The organism is Streptomyces sp. NPDC057253, assembly GCF_042669125.1.
Lineage (GTDB): Bacteria > Actinomycetota > Actinomycetes > Streptomycetales > Streptomycetaceae > Streptomyces.
Map to the genome: position 1 here is coordinate 1 of NZ_JBHUXV010000138.1, position 22,232 is coordinate 22,232.

Consider the following 22,232-nt stretch of genomic DNA (forward strand, 5'->3'; position numbering starts at 1 on the left):
TCCCCCGAATCCCCCCACCCCCCCGGGCCCCTACTCCGTCGCGATCGCGTTCAGCACATTCATCCGGCCCGCCCGGAACGCCGGGATCAGCGCGGCGAACAGGCCCACGAAGGCCGAGCCGACGAAGACCGCGATGATCGTCGGCCAGGGGATCTCCAGGACCTTCAGGCCCTCCAGGGCGAGGAGCTTCTGGGCGGTGGCGCCCCAGCCCATGCCCAGGCCCAGGCCGAGCAGTGCGCCGAAGAGGGCGATCACCACCGACTCCATGCGGATCATCCGCCGCAGCTGGCGCCGCGAGAGGCCGATCGCCCGCATGAGGCCGATCTCCCGGGTCCGCTCGACCACCGAGAGCGCCAGGGTGTTCACGACACCCAGGATCGCGACGATGATCGCGAGGGCCAGCAGGCCGTAGATCATGTTCAGGAGCTGGCCGATCTGGTCCTTCAGCGCCTGCTTGTAGTCGGTCTGGTCGCGCACGGTGTACTGCGGGTAGTCGTGCAGCGCCGACTTCAGGGACTTGTACGCGGCGTCCGTCTGCCCCTCCTTCGCCGAGGCGAAGACCAGCTGGTCGAGCGGCATCTTGTCGGCCGGCACGTACTTGGCGAGGGTGGCGATCGACGTGTACTTGGAGCCCGCGTCGATGACGACGTCGCTGCTGGTGATCGCCCGGACCGTGAGGTTCGCGGTCGCGCCGTCCTTGAAGGCGACCTTGATCTTCGAGCCCAGGTGGATGCCGTGCGCCTTGGCGAACTTCTCGTGGACGGACATCGAGTCGGGCTTGTAGGCGTCGGCGAGGTTCCCGGCGACCGTCTTGGTGCGCAGGTCGGTCGCGTACGTCGGGTCGGCCGCGGTGATGTCGGTGTCCTTGAGCGTCTTGCCGTCGGGGGTCGTGTAGTCGGCCTCCGTGATCTTGTACTCGGTGACCCGGGCGAGACCGGGCGTGTCCTTGACGGCCTTCACGGCGGCCGGCGTGACCATCTGGCCGCTGTCGGACTGGATGATGAAGTCCGTGCCCACCGTCTTGTCGAGCTGGTCCGTGGCCGAGGCGACCATGGACGAGCCGACGACCGAGAGGCAGGCGACCAGCGCGAGGCCGATCATCAGGGCGGCGCCGGTGGCTCCCGTACGGCGCGGGTTGCGCAGGGCGTTGCGCTCGGCCATGCGGCCGACCGGACCGAACACCCTGAGCACGATCGCGCCCAGGACGCGCACCACGCCACCGGCGAGGAGCGGGCCGATCACCACGAAGCCGATCAGGGAGAGCACCACTCCGAGGCCGAGCCACAGGGAGCCGTCCTTGGCCTTGTCGGCGGAGGCGGCCAGGTAGAGCGCACAGCCGCCGCCGGCGGTCAGCAGAGCGCCCAGCACACCGCGTACGACACCCGCCCTGGCGTCCGCCGGGGCGCCCGCGTCCCGCAGGGCGGCCATCGGGGAGACCTTGCCCGCGCGGCGGGCCGGCAGCCAGGCGGCGAGGACGGTGACGACCACGCCGAGGAGCAGGCCGACCACCGGGGTGGTCCAGGCGACCGTCAGGTCGCTGGTCGACAGATGCATGCCCAGGGAGCCCATGAGCTTCATCAGCCCGACCGCGAGCCCGACGCCCGCGCCGACCCCGAGGGCCGAGCCGAACACGCCCAGCAGCAGCGCCTCGGCGAGCACGGAGCGGTTGACCTGTCCACGGGAGGAGCCGACGGCCCGCATCAGCCCGATCTCCCGGGTGCGCTGCGCGACCAGCATCGAGAAGGTGTTGATAATCAGGAAGATGCCGACGAGGAAGGCGATCCCGGCGAAGCCGAGCATCGCGTACTTCATGACGTTCATGAAGCCCTCGACGTCCTTCTGGTTGGCGTCGGCGGTCTCCTTGGCCGTCTGCACCTTGTAGGCACCGCCGAGCTCGGCGGCCACGTTGGTCTTCAGCTGGGCGTCGGTGACGCCGGAGGCGGCCGTGACGTTGACGTTGGTGTACACGTCCGGCTCGCCGACCAGCGTCCGCTGGGCGGTCCTGGTGTCCAGGTAGAAGATCGCGGCACCGGGGTTGGTGACCTGGAAGTCGGCGATGCCGGAGATCTTCGCGTGGTGCGTGCCGACCGCGCTGATCACGCCGATGTCGTCACCGAGCTTCAGATGGTGCTTGTCGGCGGTGTCGGCGTCGACCATGACCTGGCCGGCGTTCTTCGGCGCCGTACCGGAGGTGATCTTCATGGTGCGGGCGTCGTTGCCGTTCCAGCTGCCGACGATGGTCGGGGCGCCGCTGGAGGGCGAGAGGTTGTCCTTGTCGGCGTCCACGACGGTCACCGAGGTCGAGAAGACGGTCCCCTCCGCCGACTTGACGCCCTGTGCCTCGCGCACCTTGGTCAGCACCGAGGCCGGCATGACCGGCGGCTTGCCGTTGCCGGAGGTGGTCTCGCCGCTGTCGGAGGCGCCCTTGGCGCTCACCGTCACGTCCGAGGAGGTGGCCGCGAAGAGCTTGTCGAAGGTGGTGGACATCGTGTCGGTGAACACCAGCGTCCCGCAGACGAAGGCCACCGAGAGCATGACCGCGATGGCCGACAGGGCCATGCGTCCTTTGTGCGCGAAGAAGTTGCGCATCGAGGTCTTCATGACGGTCATGACGTGCGCCCCCGGGCGTCGAAGTCCTTCATGCGGTCGAGGACGGCCTCGGCGGTCGGCTTGAGCATCTCGTCGACGATCCGGCCGTCGGCGAGGTACAGCACCCGGTCCGCGTACGAGGCGGCCACCGGGTCGTGCGTGACGATCACGATGGTCTGCCCGAGCTCGTCGACGGAGCGGCGCAGGAAGCCCAGGACCTCGGCACCCGCGCGTGAGTCGAGGTTTCCGGTCGGCTCGTCACCGAAGATGATCTCGGGACGGGCGGCCAGGGCGCGGGCCACGGCGACGCGCTGCTGCTGGCCGCCGGAGAGCTGGGTGGGCCGGTGCTTGAGCCGCTGACCCAGCCCCACGGTGTCGACGACCCGTGCGAGCCACTGCTTGTCGGGCTTGCGCCCGGCGATGTCCATGGGCAGCGTGATGTTCTCGAGCGCGTTGAGCGTCGGGAGCAGGTTGAACGCCTGGAAGATGAACCCGACCCGGTCCCGGCGCAGCCGCGTGAGCTTCTTGTCCTTCAGGCCGGTGATCTCGGTCTCGTCCAGGTAGATCTGACCGCTCGTCACGGTGTCGAGTCCGGCGAGGCAGTGCATGAGGGTGGACTTGCCGGACCCCGAGGGGCCCATGATCGCGGTGAACTGTCCGCGTGCGATGTCCACGTCCACATGGTCAAGGGCGACGACGCGGGTCTCGCCGGACCCGTACGCCTTGACGACCTGCCGCGCTCGCGCGGCAACGGCCGTACGCCCGCCAGTGCCCCCGTGCCTGGTGATGGTCACAGCCGATGTCACGGTATGTCTCCTATGTCGGTCAGCAAGAAACAGCGATGGAACAGCCGATCAGCTGGGCGATCGGTGCGGTTGCTCGATTACGGTGTTCAGTCTGGTCCCGCGGGGCGGTCCGGCGCGCTGGTGCTCAGCACCCTCTTCTACGGGGGAAAACCCCACCCCCGTCGATCCTGCGGCCCCTCCCCCACCGCTCCCCAGCGGCGTAAAGCCAGGTTAAGGACGGACCGTGGCCCTTCTCCTCCTCCGGGGGTACGAACCCTCCCCGAGCCGTAGGAGGGAGGTACCCCTAGGGGCCGTCCACCGACAGGTGGAGATGATCTAGGGGTACGGCTCCACCCGCGGGTGCGGCCAGGCTGCACCCTGCCGTGACGTGCGGGTCAAGTGGGAAGCTGTCCTCCGGCAGATAGATGCAGGGGGAAGGAATCCGGGTGGACGACACCAGGCCGGCCGTCGGCGAGTCCGCGCGGCCCGTCTCCACGCACCGACGCGGGCCCGTCGTGGCGGCCCTGATGCTCGCGATGGCCCTCGCGGCCCTGGACTCCACCATCGTCTCCACGGCGGTCCCGCAGATCGTCGGCGACCTCGGCGGCTTCTCGGTCTTCTCCTGGCTGTTCTCGGGCTATCTGCTGGCCGTGACGGTGACGCTGCCGGTGTACGGCAAGCTGTCCGACACCTTCGGCCGCAAGCCGGTGCTGGTGGTGGGCGCGGCGGTGTTCCTGCTCGGCTCGCTGCTGTGCGCGGTGGCCTGGAACATGGGCGCGCTGATCGCCTTCCGGGTCGTGCAGGGGCTCGGCGGCGGCGCGCTCCAGGGGACGGTCCAGACGCTCGCCGCGGACCTCTACCCGCTCAGGGAACGCCCGAAGATCCAGGCCAAGTTGTCCACCGTGTGGGCGGTGGCCGCGGTCGCGGGGCCGGGGGTCGGCGGGGTCCTCGCCGCCTACGCCGACTGGCGGTGGATCTTCCTGGTCAACCTCCCCATAGGCGCGGTGGCGTTGTGGCTGATCGTGCGTCATCTGCGGGAGCCGGCACGCGAAAAGGCCGCCACGCGCGCGCGTGTCGACTGGGCGGGCGCGCTCGCGGTGTTCGCGTGCGGGGGCGTCCTGCTGACGGCGCTCGTGCAGGGCGGGGTGGCGTGGGAGTGGCTGTCGGGGCCGTCGCTGGGCCTGTTCGGCGCGGGACTCGCCCTGGTGGCCGTCGTGGTCCTGATCGAGCGGCGGGCGGCCGAGCCGATCATCCCGGGCTGGGTGTGGCGCCGCAGGACCATCGCCGCGGTGAACCTGGCGCTCGGCGCGCTGGGTCTGCTCATGGTGGCCCCTACGGTCTTCCTGCCGACGTACGCCCAGTCGGTACTCGGCCTCACCCCGGTCGCCGCCGGATTCGTGCTGTCCGTCTGGACGTTGAGCTGGCCGGTGTCGGCGGCGCTGAGCCAGCATGTGTACCGGCGCGTCGGCTTCCGCAACACCGCGATGCTGGGCATCGGTTCGGCCGCCCTGATCCTCTTCGCGTTCCCCTTCCTCCCCTACCCGGGCGCGGCCTGGCAGCCCACCCTGCTGATGCTGCTCCTGGGCGGCGCGCTGGGCCTGTTCCAACTCCCGCTGATCGTCGGGGTCCAGTCGACGGTCGGCTGGGCGGAACGCGGCACGACGACCGCGTCCGTCCTGTTCTGCCGCCAGACCGGCCAGACGGTGGGCGCGGCGCTCTTCGGCGCGGTGGCCAACGGCGTCCTGGCGACCCGCCTCGGCAGCGCGAGCGACCTGGACTCGGTCACGCGCGCGTTGGACGCGGGAACCGGCTCCGAACCCGTACGGCGAGCCATCGCCGACGCGGTCCACGCGGTGTACCTGGGAGCGGCGGGAGCGGCGGCACTGGCGTTCGTGGTCCTGCTGACACTGGCCCCGCGCCGCTTCCCGGTCCTCAAGGAGCAGTAACCGGGGCGCCCGTAGAACTGGGGCGGTGCGGACGCCGTACGACATCGCACCCCCACGCCCGCGATGCCGCGACGGCGTCCCAGGCCCCCGCACACCCGACCTGCGCACGCACGCGCGTGAAGGCCCCCGGCGGGCCTCACGAATGGCCGTCGACGCCTACAACTTCGGTGCGGCGGCACGGGAGGTGACGGTGACCGCGCGCGACGGGCGGCGGGCGATCGAAACGCGCGCGGCGGCAGGTCGCGGGTGCGAGTGGCGGGTCGCAGGTGCGAGTGGCGGCGGCACCTCGGCGCCCCGCCGAGCACCGCCCCGGACGGCAGACACCGATCGGATCCCCCCTCTCCTCGCCGCGCCGCGCATGGCCTCCGTGCACCTGCCGTAGGCGGCCGAGCACGCTCCGGTATGGTCAAAAGTCTGAGTTAACGGGGGTAACACCGCAGGTCAGAGAAGTAAGCGCATACCGACCGATCAGTTTGGTGAAAGGGCTGTACAACTCTGAACCGGCGGGTAACGTGCGGGGCTCCGCTCCCCCGTCCACCCCCCAACTCCCTGCGGTCCACCGCACTGGACCCGAGCCACGCAAGGAGCCCCGGGATGTCCTACGACCGCTCCCAGCCGTATCCCACCTATCCCTGGCAACCCCCCGAACCGCCACCCGAACCCGCACCGCGGCCCCCGCGCCACCGCTCCCCGATCGGCCACCACAGCGATCTGCGGGTCCTGCGCGGCGCCTACCGCCGACAGCGCCGCACCGCCACTTTCACCGCGCTCGGCTACTTCACGCTCTTCCTGGTGCTGTCCGCCTACGCGCCGTCCTTCATGGCGAGCGCCCTCACCGACGGCCTGCCCACCGGCCTGCTCCTCGCCCTGCTCCAACTCCCCGTCACCTGGCTCGCGATCGCCCTGTACGAGCACACCGCGCGCCGCTCCGTCGACCCGCTCGCCGACCGCATCCGCAAACAGTCCGAAGTGGACGCCAGACGAGGGGCGGCAACCCGATGACCGGCTTCAGCGACTCCGCACAGGCGATGAGCCTGGTGGCGTTCTCCGCCGTCGCCACCCTCACCCTGCTGCTCTGCGTGATGACCGGCCCGGACCGCGACGACCTCGACGAGTTCTACACCGGCTACAGCTCGCTGTCCCCCATGCGCAACGGCCTCGCCATCGCGGGCGACTACATCTCCGCCGCGACCGTCCTCGGCACCGGCGGGGTCATCGCCCTCTTCGGCTACGACGGTGTCGTCCTGGCCCTCAGCACCGCCCTGTCGCTGATGCTGCTGATGTTCCTGCTGGCCGAACCCCTGCGCAACGCGGGCCGGTTCACCATGGGCGACGCCTTCGCGCGCCGGATGCCGGGACGCCCCGTGCGCATCGCCGCCTGCCTGGTCACCCTCGCCGCACTGCTGCCGCTGATGCTGGTGCAGCTCGCCGGCGCGGGCCAACTGCTGGCGTTCATCCTGGGGTTCGACGGCGACTCGCTGAAGACCGGGTTCATCATCGGGCTCGGCATGCTGATGATCAGCTACGCGGCCATCGGCGGCATGAAGGGCACCGCGCTCATCCAGATCCTGAAGATGGTCATGCTGCTCGGGTCGGGGGCCGTGGTCGCCGTCCTCGTCATGAACCGGTTCTCCTGGGACCCGGGGGCACTGTTCGACACCGCGGCCCGGCAGAGCGGGGTCGGTCAGGACTTCCTCAACTCGGGCCTGGAGTTCGCGGGCGGGCCGTATCCGCGCCTCGACATGATCACCTCACAGCTCGCGGTCGTCATCGGCGGGGCGTGTCTGCCGCACGTCACCATGCGCATGTACACCGCCTCCAGCGCGCGTCAGGTACGGCGTTCGATGTCCTGGGCGGTGTCGTCGGTGGCCGTGTTCGTCGTCGTCATCACGGTCGTCGGGGTCGGCGCGACGGCGATGATCGGGCGGGAGGTGATCGCGGAGGCGGATCCGCAGGGCAACACGGCGTACCTGCTGGGGTCGCGGGCGGCGTTCGGCCCGGAGGTGTCCACCGGGGAGACGTTTCTCTTCACCGCGGTCACCACGGCCCTCTTCCTCACCCTGCTGGCCTCCGTCGCCGGCATGATCCTCGCCTGCGCCAACTCCCTCGCGCACGACGTGTTCGCGACGCGGGCGCGGCCGGTGCCGGCGCACCGGGAGATCCTGGTGGCCCGTGTCTCGGCGCTGGCGGTCGGCATCCCCACGATCTTCCTCGCGACGCTGATCCAGCACCGCACCCTCCAGCCGCTGGTGATCCTGTCCTTCTGCGTCGGCGCGTCCGCCCTCGCCCCCGCCCTGGTGTTCAGCCTCTTCTGGCGGCGCTACACGCGGATGGGCCTGCTGTGCACACTGATCGGCGGCACGGTGACCGTGCTGGCGCTGATGCCGGGCACGAACCTGGTGTCGGGGTCACCGGTGTCCGCGTTCCCCGCAGCCGACTTCAACTGGCTGCCGTTCACGACGACCGGGCTCATCTCGATCCCGGCGGGCTTCGCCTTCGGCTGGCTGGGGACGATCATCTCCGGGCGCCGGAGGTCGGAGGAGCAGCGGGCGCAGTACGAGGCCGTGGAGGGGTGGATCCTGGCGGGGGCGGTCAGGAGGGGGGACTGAGGCTGTCGTACGGCTGCGGGTGGTTCGTGGTTGCTCGCGCCCCGCGGCGGAGCCGCTGATGTCACGGCCCCGCGCCCCTTGAGCGGGTTCGGTCGAGTTCCTTCAGGGACGCGGGGAACCGCGCGACCAGCCCCCACTCACCCGCAGCCGTACGACGGCCCGACGTCCCCTCACTCCATCGCCGCCCTCCCCGTCAGCGCCGTCAAGCTGCTGCGCACCTGGTCCATCTGCGCCTGTACGTCGTCCCAGCACGCCCGGTGCTCGCGCAGGACCCGTTCCGTCTCCCCGGCGATGCGCTCCTCCTCGGCGCGCGCCGCGGCGAGGATCTCGGCCGCACGCGCGTGTGCCTCCTCCTCGCTCTCCTGCACCGACGCCTCCGCCGCCGCGAACTCCCGTTTCGCCTCCGACAGCGCCTCCTGTGCGCGCGTCACCCGTTCGGCGCCCCGTGCGTCCCCTCCGGCGGCCCGCCTCTCCTCGGCGCGCTCCACCTCGGCCCACCGTTCCGCGTGCTCCTTGGCCTGTTCGGCGAGCATCCCGATGGTGCGCTGCCGTACCTCGCGCAACGCGGCGAGCGCCTCCCCGCGCCCCTCCTTCACCTCGCGCCGGGCGGCGATACGGATCTCGTCGGCCTCGGCGCGGGCGGCGAGCAGCCGGTGCCGGGCGCGTTCCTCGGCCTCGGAGCGCACGGTGTCGGCGTACGCCTGCGCGGCATCCCGTACGGCGCCCGCGTGCGCCCCCGCCTCGTCCGCGATCCGCCGCGCCTCCTGCCGGGCGCGATCCCTGACGGCCGCGGCCTCCTCCTGCCCCAGCTCGAACAGGCGTCGGGCGCCCTCGCCGAGCGACTCGTACGTCTGCGGGGCGAGCTCCGCCACGACCTCCCGCAGCCGGACCGCCTCCTCCGCCATGTCCCGGGCGAGCACGGTGAGCCGCGCGGCGCGTTCCCACGCGGCGTCGCGGTCCCGGGACAGGGCGGCGGCGAACGCGTCGACCTGTTCGGGGCAGTAACCACGCCCCCGTACGGCCACGAACCCCTGGGGCGACACCGGTGCGCTGGTCATCCTGGAACCCTCTCCGCCGAAACAACCCGAACGGACACGAAATGATGATTTCGCGCACATCTTGATGTATCGGACGGAAATGTTCATAACGCGACACTCCGCGGACAGACCGGCGGACAGGCCACGGTCAGCGGGCCCGCACAAGAGGGCCGGACCCGGTCGTACGACCCGGATCCGGCCCTCTCCCGCGCGCGGGGATCAGCGGCTGCGGAGCGTCACAGCAGCCCGTCCCACATCTCCTCCAGCAGCACCGACCACCAGCTCTCCGGCGAACTCAGCGCCGCCGGGTCGAGCGAGGCCAGCTGGGCCTGGAAGTCGACGGTCCAGCGGCCGGCCTGCTCCTGGTTCAGGCCGAAGCGCAGCCGCCACATCCGGCCGAGCAGCGCCAGGCAGCGCTGGAACTCCGGCAGGCCGGTGTTCACGAACTGCGGCGGTACGGGTGCGCCGCCCGGGCCCGACTCCACGGGGACGGCGACGATGTTCGCCGTCCCGTACTGCACACAGATCGCCTTGCCGAAGTCGCTGCCCATGACGAGGTACGAGCCCGCGTCGGAGGCCGGCCGCACGCCTCGTTCGGCGGCGAGTTCCGCCAGTGTCGGCACCGGGCGCCCCGGCTGGGCCTGCGCCCAGAAGAACGGGCCCATGTCCAAGGGCAGTCCCGCCACGACGAGCGAGTGCGCGACGACCGGCGGCACGCCCTGGCGGTCCACCGCGATCTGCTCGAACCGGAAGATGCCCGGACCGAACGCGGCTCCGAGTTCCTGGGCGACGCCCTCCGGGGGGATCGGGGGCGCGGCCTGGACCGGGGGCAGCGGGGCGCGCACCGGTGCCGGGCGGGCGGGGCCGTCCGCCACCTGGTGCAACTCGCCCTGGTGGGCCAGCAGTTGCTGCATGCCCTGCTGACGGCTGGCGTGGTCCGTGCCGTAGGGCGCGATGCTCGTGATCCTGGCCTGCGGCCACTGCTCCCGGATCATCCGCGCGCAGTACGCCCCCGGCAGCTCGCAGGACTCCAACTCGGTGTGCAGCTCCAGCACCTGGTCCGGCGGCACGTTCATGCCGCGCAGCTCGTGGAAGATCTGCCACTCCGGATGCGGCGTCCCCGGCGCGGAACGCCGGATCAGCTGCTGCTCCGACCCGTCCTGCGCGCGGTACCGCAACACGGCCTGATAGCCGGGACCGACGGTGGGCTGCGACTGCTGGGGGTAACCGTAGGCCGGGGCCGGCCCGGAGGGCGAGGGCGGAGGCGGAGGCGGAGGGACGGTGCCGGGGGGTGCGACGGCTCCTACGACTCCTGGAGGCGGGGGCGGGGTTGCGCCGGGCGGGATGGGCTGGGGGGCGCCCGGGGCGGGGGGTGGCGCGGATACGCCGGGGGCGCCGGGAGCGGGGGGTGGCGCGGATACGCCGGGGGCGCCGGGCGGGGATGCGGACAGCACCGTCTCGGCGTGGTGCACGGTCCCGTGCGAACCGCCCGGGACACCGGGGGCGTTGGGCGGCGGGGGCGGACCGGGGGTGCCGGGAGCACCGGGCGCGCCCGAAGTACCCGGAGCACCGGGGAATCGCTGTGTACCGGGCGCACCGGGAGTGCCGGGAGCACCTGGGGCATGGGGGAACGCAGACCCGGGGGTCGCGTTCGGTGCCGCCGGGGCGTTGGGGAACGCCGGACCACCGGACGCGTTCGGAGCCGCGGGGGCATGGGGGAACGCCGGGCCACCGGGTGCTCCAGGCGCACCCGGTCCACCAGGCGTGTTCGGCGCACCCGGCGCGCTCGGAGCACCAGGGAACGCCGGACCGCCAGAGGCGCTCGGAGCACCGGAGGACCCGGGACCGCCGGGGGCGCTCGGGGCACCGGGAGACCCCGGACCGCCGGTGGCGCTCGGAGCACCGGGGAACGCCGGACCACCAGAGGCGCTCGGAGCAGCGGAGGACCCGGGACCGCCGGTGGCGCTCGGGGCACCAGGGAACGCCGGGCCACCGGCCGTGTTCGGAGCCGCCGGGGCCCCAGGAGCCCCCGGACCGCCAGGCGCACCGGGCGAACCCGGCACCCCGGGAGCGCTCGGGAACGCGGCCGGTCCCCCCTGAGCACCGGGGTATCCCTGCGCTCCCGGCGGAGGCGGCGGCGGAGTGGGCCCGTTGCCGGAGCCCGTGCCCGAGGGCCCCTCCATGCCCGGCGCCGACACGAACTGCGTAGGCACGTACCCACCACCCGCAGCGGGCGCCGGCGCGCCGGGCACCCCCGGAGCACCCGGCGGAGGCGGCGGAGTCGAGCCCCCGCCCTGCGCACCACGTCCCGGAGGCGCCAACTTGCTGGTCGCGAGATCGGCGATGTCCCCGGCACTCGGCGCAGGCCCCGGAGCACCAGGACCCCCCGACGGCTGAGCCGCTCCGGCCCCACCCCGGGGCCCCTGCGGATACCCGTACGAAGACCCCTCGGCGGGAGCGGAAGTCACCCCACCAGCCCCCGGCGCACCCGGAGCCGGCGGATATCCATAGTCCTGCCCACTCGGCGCAGGCGAAGCTGTACCGGGCCCGGTGGCACCGGGCGCAGGCGTACCGGGCCCAGGCCCACCGGGCCCACCCGCCCCCTGCGGATACCCGTACGAAGACGCCCTCGAAGGCGCGGGCGGGGCCGACGCCCCAGGTCCAGCCACCGTCTGGGGATAGCCGTACGCCGCCCCACCAGGCCCGGAGCTCACCTCGTCCGAGACCTCCGGCGGAGGCGGAAGCGCGTCCTCGGGGCCGTTGCCCGGTGACGAGAACACCGTGTCGGGCAGCGCCACGGACAGGTCCTCGCCGCCGTTGGTGTCGGTCCCGGTCCACGGGCGGGCCTCGGAAGCCACGCCCCCGCCGCCGGCAGAGGCAGCCCGGTCGCCGGAGCCGGAGTCGACCCCGTTGGTGTCGGTCCCGGTCCACGGGCGGGCCTCGGAAGCCACGCGCGCGCCGTCGGCGGCAGCAGCCCCGTCACCGGAGCCGGAGTCGCCGGCGCCCCCCCGCTCCCCGATCCCCAGCTTGTCCGCCGCGTCCTGCAACCACTCCGGCGGCGTCAGCAGGAACGACGTCTGGTTCAGGTCGACCCGGGCCGGCGGCGTCGGCGCCGCGTCCTCCGGCCCGGCGTCCCGGCCGTACTCCTCCTCGTAGCGCCGGATCAGTTCGCCCACCGGCAGCGCGGGCCACAGCGTGGCCTCCCCGCTGTCCCGGGCGATCACCAGCCGCTGGGCGCCGCCGTCGGAGCGCGGGCCGTCCGCCCGGTCCTCGGCCCACACCACGAACCCGAGGTCGAACTCCCGCACCCGCACCTCACGGTGCTGATACGCCGGCACGTCCCCGTTGATCCACTCTTCCGCGCGCTCCTGCGCCTGCGCGAACGTCACCATCGCTGAAGCTCACTCCCCCGACACGGAAGAAGACACCGGAACGGACCGCGCGAAGCCGCCGTCCACCATCAGGTTCGCCACCGTCTCCAACTCCGGTGGATTCCCGGCCAGTCGGGACAGGAACACGTCGAAGTCCGCACCGCACGGCAGCAGCAGCCGCCGTACCCGCTCGGCCGGCGGCAGCGAGGGATCGGCGTCGCGGGCGTCGTCGTAGGCGCAGAACCAGACCGAACCGATCTCCTCGCCCTTCACCTTCACGGCCAGCAGTCCGCCCTGGACGAAGCCGACGCCGAGGTAGTCCTTGGTGAGGTGGTCGCGCAGGCACTTGTTGACGTAGACGAGGTCGTTGACCGCCGCCTCGTCCCGCACGGTGAAGAACGGCTGGTCCACCAGCAGCCCCAACTCCGCGTCCAGCGCCGCCCCCACCGGCGCGGACCCGCCCGCCGCCTTCAGGAACGACCGGTACGCGCCCGGCAGCCGGTAGCCGAGGTCCTCCTCGACCCCCAGCACCTGCGACTCGGTCACCGCCACCGACGACTTCGGCAGCCCGAAGTGCGCCGGACGGGTCTCCTGGAGCGGCCGGGTCCCGCGCTTGTTCTGGTCGACGCGCGTCGTCGCGATCCCGCCGTGGTGCCGCAGCAGCGCCTTCACCTCGACCGGGACCAGTTCGAGCCGGCGCGAGCCCACCACGTGGTGCCAGGTCCAGCCGTGCGGTGTCGCCACCGCCGGCACGGTGTCCCACAGGTCGTGACCGGTCGCCGCGAGCGCCGCGTTCGCCGACACGTAGTCCGTCAGCCGCAGTTCGTCGACCCCGAAGCCCTCCGGCGGCTCGGCGATCTCGGCGGCGGCGCGCGCGTAGGGCGAGAAGTCGGGGTAGCCGCGCTCGTCCACCCGTACCCCTCTGGGATGACGCGCGGCCCGGACCGGATCCGGGAAATGCACGACCTGCCCGGCATAGGCCGCGTTCGGCGGCGCGGCTTTCTGCCCGAGCCGACCTGTCGTCATCGCTGAAGCCCCCTGCGGCGCTCTGGTACGGCCCGCGGCGGCCCCCGTCCACAAGGCGGGGCCGTCACGCACCGTATCGACTGTCTCGTCCGTCTCCACGCGTCAACCGCGTGCATCGCGGCGACCACTTGGATCGCGGTGCGAACAGCCTATGCGGTACGACGACACCGGTCACCGGGCACCGGTCAGCCCTCCTCCGCTTCCGTGACCAGCCGTCACCCCGTCGTGACAGCGCGGTCGAACCCGGGCGTGTCGTACCGCCCCAGCTTCCGCACCAGCCCCGCCGTTTGGCAGTCTGTGACGTCCGGGGGGATGCTCGGGAGGGGATGACGATCATGAACACGACGCAGACGGGACCGCACACAGGGCCGCACCACGGCGCCCCGGCCGGCACGAACGGCCATCCGCACACGGGCCTCGGCGGCGATCCCCGCATCGGCTGGAGCAGCGCCGAGAGACCGCACGCGCCCGCCCTCCACCACCGCCGCGACGGCATACTGCCCACCGTCGCCGCCGCCCTCTCCGTCCGCGGCGCCACGCTCACCTCGACGGCCGCGCGCGGCGACGAGGCGCCGCAACTCCACCCGCTCGTCCAGGACTTCCTCGACACCCTCGGCAGCGACCGGCGCGACCGCTTCACCGGCCGCTGTGCCGAGACCATGCTCATATCCCGGCACCTCGCCGCCGCCGACGCCGCCCGCGGCAAGCGCGCCGCGCGCAAGCCCATGACCAACGGCGAGGCCCGCCGCGCCCTGAAGCAGGCCAAGCTCACGGCCCGCCGCATCCGGGAGGACGGCGACCCGCTGCACGGCAGCTTCGCCGCCCCCTGCCGCGCCTGCACGGCCCTGAGCGCCCACTTCGGCGTACGCATCGTCGACCCGACGACGGACGGCGACTGACACCCCACCCCCCACCGCACGACCCGTACACCCGCACGACACCACCCCGCCCGCCCGCGCACCCCGCACGACACCACCCCGCAAGCCCCCGACCCGCGAAAGCCCACAGCGACACCCCACAAGCCGCCACCCCCCGCTCACCGCACAACGGCGCCCCGCTCCACCCCGGCGCCCCTCCATGACCTCGACGAACGCGAAGGGCAGATGCACCCCGACCGCACCAACAGCACCCGCTTCCCCGTCCCTGTGGACACCGTCCTGCGTGCCGCCGGCTGGCTGCCCGGGCGCTGGGACATAAAGCAGGCCGAGATCTGGGCCGACACCCTGCGCGAGCACACCTCACCGGCCGGACACCGGCATGCCGTGTTCCCCGCCGCGGTCGAGGCCTGGGCGGAGTTCGGCGGGCTGCGCCTGGCCCCCACCGGCCCCGGCCGGCAGGTCGCCCCCGCCCACCTCCACCTCGACCCGCTGCACGGCCTCCACATGGCCCGCACCCTCGCCGACCTGGGCCGCGCGCTGGACACCGAGGTCTGCCCTCTCGGCGCCGAGACCGACACCCAGGCACTGCTGGCCATCGACACCGAGGGCCGGGTCTACGCCCTCGACCACACCGGCGACTGGTACCTCGGCCCGGACATCGACCAGGCCCTGGCCGGCCTCCTCGCCGGCATCGAACCGGCCCGCCTCACCGCGAGCTGACCCGCACGGGGGCCTACAGACCGACCCGCACCGGGGCGTACGGACCGACCCCCGCCCGGGCCTACAAGCCGACCCCCGCCCGGGCCCACGGACTGACCCCCACCGGGGCCTACGGGCCGCCCCCCACCGGCGCCTACCGCCGCCCCCCACCGGGCCCTACGCCGCCGGAATCACCGCCGACACCCGGAAACCCCCCGCGTCCGTCGGCCCCGACACGAACACCCCGCCCAGCGCGGAGACACGTTCCTTCATCCCCACCAGGCCGTTGCCGCCCGAGGGCAGACGGGCCGAGGCCGGTGACGGGACCTCCGGCGGCGGTTCGTTCTCCACCTGCATCGCGATCTCCGACACCCGGTGCGCGAGACGTACGTGCGTCTTCGCGCCCGCCGCGTGCTTGTGGACGTTCGTCAACGCCTCCTGCACCACCCGGAACGCCGTCTGCTCGATCTCCGCGGCGTACGACCGCACCTCCCCCTCGACGGACAGGTCCACGACCATCCCGGCCGCCGCCGACTGCCCGACCAGCGCGTCCAGGTCGTCCAGACACGGCCCGTCGGCCTCCTCCACGACCCCCGTGGCCGCGGCCGCCGCCGCCACGCCCACCGCGATCAGCGGCACCGCGCTGCGCTCGCGCCGGCCGAAGCCGTCCCCGCTGCGCAGCACCCCGAGCATCTCCCGGAGCTCGGTGAGCGCCTGGCGCCCCATGTCCCCCACCAGCGCCGCGTTCTTGACGGCCTTCTCAGGGTCCTTGCGGGCAACGGCCTGGAGGGCGGCGGCATGCACGACCATCAGGCTCACCCGGTGCGCCACGACGTCGTGCATCTCCCGGGCGATCCGGGTCCGTTCCTCGTTCCGCGCCCACTCCGCGCGCTCCTCGGCCCGCTCGGCCAGCAGCTGGAGCTCCCGCTCCAGGCTGTCGGCCCGCTCGCGCAGACTCTCCATGAGCCGGCGCCGCGCGCCCACGTACAGACCGAGCAGCAGCGGCGGCGCGGTCATCCCGATCGCGGTGGTGATCGACGCGAAGGGGACGAACCAGTCCCCCAGGTCCAGTTCGCCGTGCGCCATGTCCTGGCGCACCCGCACGAACATCACGATCAGCATGCCGACCAGGGACATCCCGGCCAGCGAGCCGATGATCCGGCGCGGCAGCTCGGAGGCGGCGAGGGTGTAGAGGCCGACGATGCCCATCAGATAGCCCATCTGGGCGGGCGTGATCGCGATGCTCACCAGCACCACGGCGATCGGCCACTTCCGCCGGAAGACAAGGACCGATCCGGCCAGCACCCCGAACACGATCCCCGCGGCCATCGGGATCCCGGCGTCCTTCGCGAACCGGATCCCCTCGAACGCGCACTCCACCGCGGACGCCACCGCCAGACCGGCGTCCAGTACCGCACTTCGCCACCGCACCCACCACCACGGCCCCTGCTGAGCCGTGGTGGAGTCTTCCCCCGTCGTGGTCATGCCTCCAGCCTACGGGCGCCACGTGCCGGATTTCCGGTGACTTTCGGCGACTGGTTCACACCACTTGGAGTGACCGGTCGACCACGCGGCCGACCGGCAGGGGCTGCGGAAACAGGTGGTGCGTGCGCGAGCGCGCCGATCTACACCGTCGCGTCGAGGGCCGGTGGTACGGCATAGTAGGAGGCGCCACTCGGCCACCCGACTAATTGTCCGGTCCGGCCAAGTTTGATCCCCCGTGGTGTAATTGGCAGCACCGTGGCTTTTGGTGCCATTTGTCCGGGTTCGAGTCCTGGCGGGGGAGCCGCCGCACGTACGGGCCCTGACAGCACTGTCAGGGCCCGCTCTCATGTCCCATAAGAAACGCCCCGGTATCCTGCGGATGTCACCCCACCCCCTCCACAGCCGAAGGGCATCCCGTGAGCGCCATTCGCCCGGCAGCCGTCGTCGTTCTCGCAGCGGGTGAGGGCACCCGTATGAAGTCGGCCACACCCAAGGTCCTGCACGAGCTGTGCGGTCGCAGTCTCGTGGGTCATGTGCTCGCCGCGGCGCGTGAGTTGGACCCCGAGAACCTCGTCGTGGTGGTGGGGCACGCGCGCGAGAAGGTCGTCGCTCATCTCGCCGACACCGACGCCGACGTACGAACCGCCGTGCAGGCGCAGCAGAACGGCACCGGGCACGCCGTACGGATGGCCCTGGAGGAGCTGGGGGGCTCCGTCGACGGGACCGTCGTCGTGGTGTGCGGGGACACCCCGCTGCTGACCGGCGAGACCCTCAACACCCTTGCCGCCACGCACTCCTCGGACGGCAACGCGGTCACCGTGCTGAGCGCCGAGGTGCCGGACGCGACGGGGTACGGGCGGATCGTGCGGGACCCCGCCTCCGGTGCCGTGACCGCGATCGTCGAGCACAAGGACGCCTCCGAGGCGCAGCGGGCCGTCCGGGAGATCAACTCCGGGGTGTTCGCCTTCGACGGGCAGCTGCTCGCCGACGCGCTCGGCAAGGTCCGCACCGACAACTCGCAGGGCGAGGAGTACCTGACGGACGTCCTCGGCATCCTCCGTGAGGCCGGCCACCGGGTCGGCGCCGCCGTCGCCGCCGACCACCGCGAGATCGCCGGGATCAACAACCGGGTGCAGCTCTCCGAGGCCCGGCGCATCCTCAACGACCGGCTGCTGACCCACGCGATGCTCTCCGGCGTCACCGTGATCGACCCGGCCACCACCTGGGTCGACGTGACCGTCACCTTCGGCCAGGACGCCGTCGTCCACCCCGGCACCCAGCTGCACGGCTCCACCCACGTCGGTGAGGGCGCCGAGGTGGGGCCCAACAGCCGGCTCACGGACACGCACGTCGGGGCGGGGGCGCGCGTGGACAACACCGTCGCCTTCAGCTCCCGCATCGGCGACCAGGCGTCCGTCGGGCCGTTCGCCTATCTGCGTCCCGGCACCCGGCTGGGCGCCAAGGGCAAGATCGGGACGTACGTCGAGACGAAGAACGCGCAGATCGGTGAGGGCAGCAAGGTGCCGCACCTGTCCTACGTCGGTGACGCCACCATCGGTGAGTACAGCAATATCGGTGCCGCCAGCGTCTTCGTGAACTACGACGGACAGGACAAACACCACACCACCGTCGGGTCGCACTGCCGCACGGGTTCCGACAACATGTTTGTGGCTCCTGTCACGGTCGGGGACGGCGCGTACACCGCGGCGGGGTCCGTGATCACGAAGGACGTGCCGCCCGGTTCACTGGCCGTGGCCCGTGGCCAGCAGCGGAATATCGAGGGCTGGGTGGCCCGAAAGCGCCCGGGGAGCGCGGCGGCGAAGGCCGCCGAAGCGGCCTCTGGCCAGCATGAGCGCGAGAGCTGACCGGAAACAGGTGCGCCAAAGTCGTCGTACCGTGATAAGTGCACACCCCGCTGTAGACACCTCTGAGGAGACAGCTGTGACCGGGATCAAGACGACCGGCGAGAAGAAGATGATGTTCTTCTCCGGCCGCGCCCACCCCGAGCTTGCCGAGGAGGTCGCCGAGCAGCTGGGTGTCGGGGTCGTCCCGACCAAGGCCTTCGACTTCGCGAACGGCGAGATCTACGTCCGCTACCAGGAATCGGCGCGCGGCGCGGACTGCTTCGTGATCCAGAGCCACACGGCTCCGATCAACCAGTGGATCATGGAGCAGCTGATCATGATCGACGCCCTGAAGCGCGCGTCGGCCCGCTCCATCACCGTGATCGTGCCGTTCTACGGCTATGCGCGCCAGGACAAGAAGCACCGCGGCCGTGAGCCGATCTCGGCGCGGCTGATCGCGGACCTGATGAAGACGGCCGGCGCCGACCGCATCCTGACCGTCGATCTGCACACCGACCAGATCCAGGGCTTCTTCGACGGCCCCGTGGACCACCTGTTCGCGCTGCCGTTGCTGGCGGACTACGTGGGCCGGAAGGTCGACCGGGCCAAGCTCACGGTGGTCTCGCCGGACGCCGGCCGGGTACGGGTCGCGGACCGCTGGTGCGACCGGCTGGGCGCGCCGCTGGCGATCGTGCACAAGCGGCGCGACAAGGACGTGGCGAACCAGGTGACCGTCCACGAGGTCGTGGGTGAGGTCAAGGGCCGCGTGTGCGTCCTGGTCGACGACATGATCGACACCGGTGGCACCATCTGCGCCGCCGCGGACGCGCTGTTCGCGCACGGCGCGGAGGACGTCATCGTGACGGCCACCCACGGTGTGCTGTCCGGCCCGGCCGCGGACCGGCTGAAGAACTCCCGGGTGAGCGAGTTCGTGTTCACCAACACCCTGCCGACGCCGGGCGAGCTCTCCCGCGACCTGGACAAGATCAAGGTGCTGTCGATCGCGCCGACGATCGCGAGCGCGGTGCGCGAGGTGTTCGAGGACGGGTCGGTGACGAGCCTGTTCGACGAGCAGTGACAGCGCATGTGAAGCCGTAAAAACGCTTCTGCATGATCGATTTTTCTGCGGCCTTCCTGGCCGAGTAGACTGCCCCAGTTGCTCGGCGAGGGAGGCCGTATCCATGGATACGGCGATCCGTTATCGACGCGCTCTTCGTAGCAGGCCGTTCGTGGCCGGGTGACCACGTCCGTCGCTATTTCTACGAGGAGTGATCCGCATGTCCGAGGTCAAGATCTCCGCCGAGACCCGTTCCGAGTTCGGCAAGGGCGCCGCCCGCCGCATCCGCCGTGACTCCAAGGTCCCCGGCGTTCTCTACGGCCACGGTGGCGACCCCGTCCACCTGACCCTCCCGGGCCACGACCTGCTGCTCGCGCTGCGCACGCCGAACGTCCTGATCTCCCTGGACATCGACGGCAAGACCAACGAGCTGGCGATCCCGAAGTCCGTGCAGCGCGACCCGATCAAGGGCTTCCTGGAGCACGTCGACCTGCTGATCGTCAAGCGCGGCGAGAAGGTCACGGTCGAGATCCCGGTCCACACCGAGGGCGAGCTGGCCCCCGGCGGCAACCTGCTCGAGCACGTCCTGAACGCCCTGCCGGTCGAGGCCGAGGCCACCCACATCCCCGAGTCGGTCACCGTGTCCGTCGAGGGCCTGGAGGCCGGCGCCTCCGTCCTCGCCAAGGACATCAAGCTCCCGAACGGCACCACGCTGGCCGTCGAGGAGGACGCGGTCGTCCTCCAGGTGCTGGCCGCGCAGGCCGAGGAGTCCGAGGGCGAAGAGGCCGAGGGCGACGAGGCCGCCGAGGCCTGAGCCCGAGCGCTCGCCGTATAAGCTCCAGCCGCTGCTCCCTCAGGGGGGCGGCGGCTGTTGCACGTGAGGAGACATGGACGTGACCACCCCTGCCAGCGAGCCCTGGCTGATCGTGGGCCTCGGCAACCCGGGACCCGAGTACGCCGCCAACCGGCACAACGTCGGCTTCATGGTGGCCGATCTGCTGGCCGAGCGGATCGGGGGCCGGTTCAAGCGGGCCGGGAAGGCGCAGGCGCAGGTCGTCGAGGGCCGGATCGGACCGCCCGGGCCGGCGAACCGGCGGGTGATCCTGGCGAAGCCGATGTCGTTCATGAACCTGTCCGGCGGGCCGGTGAACGCGCTCAAGGACTTCTACAAGGTGCCGGTCGCCAACATCGTGGCGATCCACGACGAGCTCGACATCGACTACGGCGTCCTGCGGCTCAAGCTCGGCGGCGGGGACAACGGCCACAACGGACTGAAGTCGATGACGAAGGCGTTCGGCGCGGACTACCACCGGGTGCGGTTCGGGATCGGGCGCCCGCCGGGCCGGATGCAGGTGGCGGACTTCGTGCTGAAGGACTTCTCGTCCAGCGAGCGCAAGGAGCTGGACTACTTCGTGGACCGGGCCGCCGACGCGGTGGAGGCGCTGGTGACCGAGGGGTTGGAACGGGCGCAGAGCACGTACAACTCCTAGCCCCACCTGGCCCGCATTGACTTCCGGTGATCCCATGGCCAATGATCCCGGCCATGCCTGCCGTCGCCGCCACCTCCCACCGAGCCGCCCGCCGGACCTCCACCGCCGCCCTGCGGTTCGGCCGGCTCGCGTCGACGGGCACGGTCGTGGTGGTGATCCTGATCGCCGGGGTGTGGGCGTCCTGGGGCAGTGCGCAGTACGTGATGCTCACCAAGGGGCGCGAGCGCGGCACGATCGAGGTGGCGCGCTGCGCGGAGGACGTGTGCAGCGGGCCGTACACGCCGTTGTCGCACGGGTCCGTGGCGCGGGAGCGGGTCGACATCGAGAAGACGGTGGCGGTGCGCAAGGGCCGGACCTACGAGGTCGTGGTGAAGCCCGGCAGCGACGAGGTCGTACGGTCCGGACCGGCCGGAGTGCTCTATTCCTGGGTGCCGATGGGCGGGGCCCTGCTGCTCGCGTCGGTGGTCGTGGCGGGCGGCCTGCGCCGGACCCGGTTCGCATGGGTGCTGGCGGGCTCCGGGATCGCACTGCTCACGGCTGCTTTCGCAACGGTCTGAGAGGGTTCGCGGCTCCCTTTCTGTGGAGGAGTTGAGTGTTGCCTGTTCGTGATTGACCAGAGGTCAGTCACAGCAGCAAGCTGAGCCGCCCCCTCCACATCTTCCCGTTCACTCTCGAAGATGGATGACTGCCCCATGCGTACCCTCAGCCGCGCCGGCGTCCTGTCCGCCGTCGCCACGGCGGCCTTCCTCGTCGCTCCGGCCGCCCACGCCACCCCGCCCGGCGACAACGGCACCGTGAAGATCCACGACGCCACCACCGGCGAAGAGCTCCGCAAGAACGAGCCGCACGTGTGCACCTTCTACCTCGACGCCTTCGGCTTCGACGCCGCCCAGGAGGTCGACTGGCACATCGAGGCCTGGGCGCCCACGGCCCACGTCAAGGGCAAGACCGTGAAGTCCGGCGCGATCACGCTGGACTCCGCCGGCCACGGCCGTACGGACGACCTGTCCCTGCCGGACGGGCACTACAAGCTGTTCTGGACCTTCGAGGGCCAGAACTCCGCGGCCGCCAAGCACAAGGTGTTCTGGACGGACTGCGAGGACGAGCAGGGCGGTGGCGGCGGTACGGCCACGCCCACCGGGTCGGCCACCGCCACCCCGTCCGCCTCGGCCACCGTCGAGCCCGGCTCCGGGCCCAGCGGCGAGCCCAGCGAGTCCACCGAGGCCGGAGCCTCCGCGTCGGCCTCCTCCTCCGCCTCCGCGCAGGGTTCCACCGGTGACCTCGCCGAGACCGGCAACAGCGCTCCCGTGGGCCTGCTCGCGGGGGTCTCCGCGGCGCTGGTGGCGGCGGGCGGTTACCTCGTCGTCAGGCGGCGCCGGGCCTGACGTACCGGAGAAAAGGCGGTGCCCCCGGGAC

General features: G+C 71.8%; 17 protein-coding genes and 1 tRNA gene. 12 read left to right on the forward strand and 6 right to left on the reverse strand.

What is annotated here, in order from left to right; all coding sequences use genetic code 11:
- Positions 1–30 precede the first annotated feature (30 nt).
- Together ACFULQ_RS41935 and ACFULQ_RS41940 are read right to left on the reverse strand one after the other, a co-directional pair.
- Complete coding sequence (locus tag ACFULQ_RS41935; RefSeq protein WP_383555004.1) at positions 31–2,610, reverse strand: ABC transporter permease; 2,580 nt, start codon at positions 2,608–2,610, stop codon at positions 31–33.
- Positions 2,607–3,395 carry an ABC transporter ATP-binding protein gene (locus ACFULQ_RS41940; protein WP_383555007.1) on the reverse strand — a complete coding sequence of 263 codons (789 nt, stop codon included), beginning with the start codon at positions 3,393–3,395 and terminating at the stop codon, positions 2,607–2,609. Before ACFULQ_RS41940 ends, ACFULQ_RS41935 begins: the two co-directional genes overlap by 4 nt.
- A gap of 425 nt (positions 3,396–3,820) precedes the next feature.
- Between ACFULQ_RS41940 and ACFULQ_RS41945 the strand changes: the two genes are divergently transcribed.
- The 3 genes from ACFULQ_RS41945 to ACFULQ_RS41955 all read left to right on the forward strand — a co-directional run bounded on the left by ACFULQ_RS41945 (position 3,821) and on the right by ACFULQ_RS41955 (position 7,929).
- Positions 3,821–5,320, forward strand: coding sequence for an MFS transporter (locus ACFULQ_RS41945; RefSeq protein WP_383555010.1), 1,500 nt, complete (start codon positions 3,821–3,823; stop codon positions 5,318–5,320).
- Between the two features lie 594 nt (positions 5,321–5,914).
- A complete protein-coding gene (locus ACFULQ_RS41950) occupies positions 5,915–6,322 on the forward strand; it encodes a DUF485 domain-containing protein (RefSeq protein WP_383555012.1) in 408 nt (135 codons plus the stop codon).
- Complete coding sequence (locus ACFULQ_RS41955; RefSeq protein WP_383555015.1) at positions 6,319–7,929, forward strand: cation acetate symporter; 1,611 nt, start codon at positions 6,319–6,321, stop codon at positions 7,927–7,929. Before ACFULQ_RS41950 ends, ACFULQ_RS41955 begins: the two co-directional genes overlap by 4 nt.
- 170 nt (positions 7,930–8,099) lie before the next feature.
- Here ACFULQ_RS41955 and ACFULQ_RS41960 read toward each other — a convergent pair whose 3' ends face one another.
- The 3 genes from ACFULQ_RS41960 to ACFULQ_RS41970 all read right to left on the reverse strand — a co-directional run bounded on the left by ACFULQ_RS41960 (position 8,100) and on the right by ACFULQ_RS41970 (position 13,363).
- Positions 8,100–8,987, reverse strand: coding sequence for a cellulose-binding protein (locus ACFULQ_RS41960; RefSeq protein WP_383555017.1), 888 nt, complete (start codon positions 8,985–8,987; stop codon positions 8,100–8,102).
- Positions 8,988–9,202: 215 nt separating this feature from the next.
- Entirely contained in the window at positions 9,203–12,358 is a 3,156-nt protein-coding gene (locus tag ACFULQ_RS41965; protein ID WP_383555019.1) for an SUKH-4 family immunity protein, read from the reverse strand.
- Positions 12,359–12,367: 9 nt separating this feature from the next.
- Positions 12,368–13,363: an SMI1/KNR4 family protein gene (locus tag ACFULQ_RS41970; protein ID WP_356460488.1), complete on the reverse strand. Its 996-nt coding sequence runs from the start codon at positions 13,361–13,363 to the stop codon at positions 12,368–12,370.
- Positions 13,364–13,698: 335 nt separating this feature from the next.
- Between ACFULQ_RS41970 and ACFULQ_RS41975 the strand changes: the two genes are divergently transcribed.
- A complete protein-coding gene (locus tag ACFULQ_RS41975) occupies positions 13,699–14,262 on the forward strand; it encodes a YwqJ-related putative deaminase (protein WP_383555022.1) in 564 nt (187 codons plus the stop codon).
- 204 nt (positions 14,263–14,466) lie between these two features.
- A complete protein-coding gene (locus ACFULQ_RS41980; protein WP_383555025.1) occupies positions 14,467–14,961 on the forward strand; it encodes an SUKH-3 domain-containing protein in 495 nt (164 codons plus the stop codon).
- A gap of 156 nt (positions 14,962–15,117) precedes the next feature.
- Here the strand turns inward: ACFULQ_RS41980 and ACFULQ_RS41985 are convergent, their stop codons facing one another.
- Positions 15,118–16,425: a sensor histidine kinase gene (locus tag ACFULQ_RS41985; RefSeq protein ID WP_383555028.1), complete on the reverse strand. Its 1,308-nt coding sequence runs from the start codon at positions 16,423–16,425 to the stop codon at positions 15,118–15,120.
- Between the two features lie 229 nt (positions 16,426–16,654).
- On the opposite strand from ACFULQ_RS41985, the gene ACFULQ_RS41990 reads away from it, so the two are divergent.
- The 7 genes from ACFULQ_RS41990 (at position 16,655) to ACFULQ_RS42020 (ending at position 22,201) form a co-directional block, all read left to right on the forward strand.
- Positions 16,655–16,726, forward strand: a tRNA-Gln gene (locus ACFULQ_RS41990).
- A gap of 115 nt (positions 16,727–16,841) precedes the next feature.
- The gene (gene glmU / locus ACFULQ_RS41995; RefSeq protein WP_383555031.1) at positions 16,842–18,290 is read left to right on the forward strand and encodes a bifunctional UDP-N-acetylglucosamine diphosphorylase/glucosamine-1-phosphate N-acetyltransferase GlmU; all 1,449 of its coding nucleotides are present in this window, start codon (positions 16,842–16,844) and stop codon (positions 18,288–18,290) included.
- Between the two features lie 76 nt (positions 18,291–18,366).
- Positions 18,367–19,347, forward strand: a complete 981-nt coding sequence (locus ACFULQ_RS42000; RefSeq protein WP_383555034.1) for a ribose-phosphate diphosphokinase — start codon at positions 18,367–18,369, stop codon at positions 19,345–19,347.
- Positions 19,348–19,546: 199 nt separating this feature from the next.
- Positions 19,547–20,140, forward strand: a complete 594-nt coding sequence (locus tag ACFULQ_RS42005; protein WP_383555037.1) for a 50S ribosomal protein L25/general stress protein Ctc — start codon at positions 19,547–19,549, stop codon at positions 20,138–20,140.
- Between the two features lie 73 nt (positions 20,141–20,213).
- Positions 20,214–20,816, forward strand: coding sequence for an aminoacyl-tRNA hydrolase (gene pth, locus ACFULQ_RS42010; RefSeq protein ID WP_383555039.1), 603 nt, complete (start codon positions 20,214–20,216; stop codon positions 20,814–20,816).
- Between the two features lie 41 nt (positions 20,817–20,857).
- Complete coding sequence (locus ACFULQ_RS42015; RefSeq protein ID WP_383555041.1) at positions 20,858–21,373, forward strand: hypothetical protein; 516 nt, start codon at positions 20,858–20,860, stop codon at positions 21,371–21,373.
- Between the two features lie 135 nt (positions 21,374–21,508).
- Entirely contained in the window at positions 21,509–22,201 is a 693-nt protein-coding gene (locus tag ACFULQ_RS42020) for an LPXTG cell wall anchor domain-containing protein (protein WP_383555044.1), read from the forward strand.
- Positions 22,202–22,232 lie beyond the last annotated feature (31 nt).